Below are 2,680 nucleotides of genomic sequence, written 5' to 3'. Positions count from 1 at the left end.
ACTGACAAAATGAAGCATTGGTTTAACCTTCGTCAATGGATAAAAGTCACATGAGGAGCCGTGTACGGACCCGTACGCACGGTTCTGTGGGCAGACGGGAGCCAATTGGCTCCCTCTGACCCGATGCAGAGACCTTCCTTTTCCCTTGAGAATCCTTGAGTTGCCGCTATGAAATCTTTTTAAAAAAGGGTATGTTTAAAACGGCTGATATCCGGAGGTACTGATGACTGTGTCCGGTTTCTTTTCTTGTATTGATCCTGGAATATAACGGCGATCGTCGGCTGTCAGCGGTTTGACGAATGCAATAATTCAGGAGGCGTACTGTTGGCCCGGCCACTGAAAATTCCCGTGGATGAGCTTTATAGTTTTATCAATGATTTTCCCGCACTTTTATGGCGGATAGAGATCAGGAAAGCCCGTATTGAGTTCCTTAATGAAAATATAAATGTTGCACCGGGGATTGATGGCGCTCTTTTTTTAAAAAATATTGCCTACCGTAATGCCAATCTTCTTCCCGAAGACCAGCACATCCTTGAAACATTTATGGATATGGTCAAAGAGGGAAAGGTGGCGGCGTCCGTGTTCAGGGTGAAGAACAGCAACGGACAGATTTCATGGCTTAAGCTCACCGGTGCCGTTAACAGGCAGGATCCGGGTTATTACTACGGTTATCTTTTAAATGTGGATGATACCGTGGCCGTGATCAAGGGGATTCTGGGAATTGACCTGGAACTTAAATTAATGATTGAAGACATTAATAATCCGGTGTTTTTGTTTGGATACGACAGGAATGAGCTCATCTGTGCCAATCCGAGTGCCAAACATATGTTTGGTATCCAGGAGGTGGATTTAGGGAAGTTGTCCCTGGATTCTTTTTATGCCGGCAACACCCGGCAAACCGTATTGGATGTCTTAAAAAATCTGCCGCTGTCCAGGACATGGGCCGGCAACATTCTTTTGGGGTCGGCTGACGGAAAAAAACGGGTTCAGTCCAGGGCCATTGTCCGGTATCTGGTCCATAAAGATCACCAGATTATCCGGATATCCCTTCAGAATCCTAAAACCAGCAGTACCTCGGGGAAAACCATATCCGATTCAAAAGAGCGCGATATCAAGGAACTGGAAAACAAAATCCATGGGCTTGTGGATATTCACCAGATCATGGAGGCCTGTCTTGACAGCCCCCTGGCCGCAGGACACTTTGAAGGGATTTTGTTTTCAGATGTGCATGTGCGCAAAAACTGCGTAACGGTTTATGGTGCCGGTGCGCCGTTTAAGGGTATGCAGGAGTCGGAGAGTTTTTCCTACAAAGGCACCATTGCCGAAGATATCAACCGATATTCTCTGGACTATCTTGTTGTGGACAACACCCAGGACAGTATCAAGCCCATTGACTGGGCCCTGTTCGTTCCCAGGGGTGTTCGTTCCTATTTTGCCATGCCTTTTTACAGCCGGTCTGTCCTGCGCACGGTGCTGACCCTGTGCGCCACGGAACAGGGCCGGTTTACGGATGCCCTGCCCGATCTGTTTGAAGACCTGCTAAAGACCCTCAATGGGGCGGTTCGCACCTGGCGCAGGAGTCTGCGTTCTTAAAATTTTTTATTTTTTCTATGGTTGTCGGCGGGTATCTTATTTTTTTATAATCTCAAAATTGGTGCTACCAATTTTAAGATTATTTTCACAAAATCACATTTCATTGCGATTTATTGTTGACATGGTAATGTGGTTTTAATATTTTTTTAACCAAAGAAAGAATATGGATGCTATCCCGGTTTAGAAGGAGTGGTATGCTGAACGATTTGTTTAAACAGCTTGACGCTACTGTCCAGACACGTGGACTTAAACCGGGGGACAGATTTCCTGCCGAGCGCCAACTTGCCGCCGAACTCAATGTCAGCCGAAATTCCTTTCGCCGCCTGCTTCATACCCTGGAAGGCCGGGGCATGGTTGAGATTAGAAAAGGCAGCGGCACCTTTCTTAAACCCCGTTTTTTTAATACCTCGGATCCCTATTGGGGCACTGAAGAAAGATCTGCCGAAGAGGTTGTGGCAGATCAGCTGGAAACCATATTTTTACTTTTCCCCATTATTGTTGAACTGGCATGTCATCGCATGACGGCAGATCAGCTCGATTTACTCCAGAAGAGCAATGTGGCCCTAAGCCGCAGTATCTTTACCAAAGACCATAGAAAAGTGTGGCTGGAAAGTCTGTCTTTTTTTAGGCTCATCGCCAAAGGCACAGGCAACAGCTTTATGTCCGGTATTATGGAAGAGATCTTTGCCATTGATATGGTCACGTTTGACCACTTTTTCAAGACAACGCAGAAAAGCAGGGAAGAACTGTTCGGGGATCACGTCAATATACTGAACGCACTGATCGAAAAAGACTGCACTAAGGCAAAGCAGGTGACCCAGAATTATGCCATCCATTTAAACCGGATTATCGGGAACGGTAACAATGCCCTGTCCGGCCTCGGCTCAAATCTAAATAAGGAGGATACATGAGCGTTCAAAACCATAGGCGCAGGCGTTTTTTCAAGCAGATGGCAGGAACAGCTGCGGACCTGTTCCAAAGCTGGGTGGGGCCGTTTCAAAGTGAGCCCGTTGCACAACCATGCATCACATCTCAGATTTCCTCTGATCTGGCACCGGCGCTGTTAGCCCTGGAGGCGGAACGGCTG

The 2,680-nt window shown here is 47.1% G+C and carries 3 protein-coding genes; all 3 read left to right on the top strand.

Annotated features, from left to right (window positions below; all coding sequences use genetic code 11):
* The first annotated feature begins 324 nt into the window (after window positions 1-324).
* On the top strand, window positions 325-1,593 hold the full coding sequence (locus AB7U36_RS22075; RefSeq protein ID WP_428161756.1) for a hypothetical protein: 1,269 nt from the start codon (window positions 325-327) through the stop codon (window positions 1,591-1,593).
* A 194-nt stretch (window positions 1,594-1,787) separates the two neighbouring features.
* Window positions 1,788-2,504 carry a FadR/GntR family transcriptional regulator gene (locus tag AB7U36_RS22070; protein WP_428161755.1) on the top strand — a complete coding sequence of 239 codons (717 nt, stop codon included), beginning with the start codon at window positions 1,788-1,790 and terminating at the stop codon, window positions 2,502-2,504.
* A partial coding sequence (locus AB7U36_RS22065; RefSeq protein WP_428161754.1) for a hypothetical protein occupies window positions 2,501-2,680 on the top strand: 180 nt, incomplete at its 3' end. The genes AB7U36_RS22070 and AB7U36_RS22065, both read left to right, overlap by 4 nt.

The sequence above is a fragment of the Desulfobacter sp. genome, assembly GCF_050177295.1.
The sequence above is the reverse complement of the archived record's forward strand: the minus strand, read 5'-3'. Positions and strand labels throughout refer to the sequence as shown.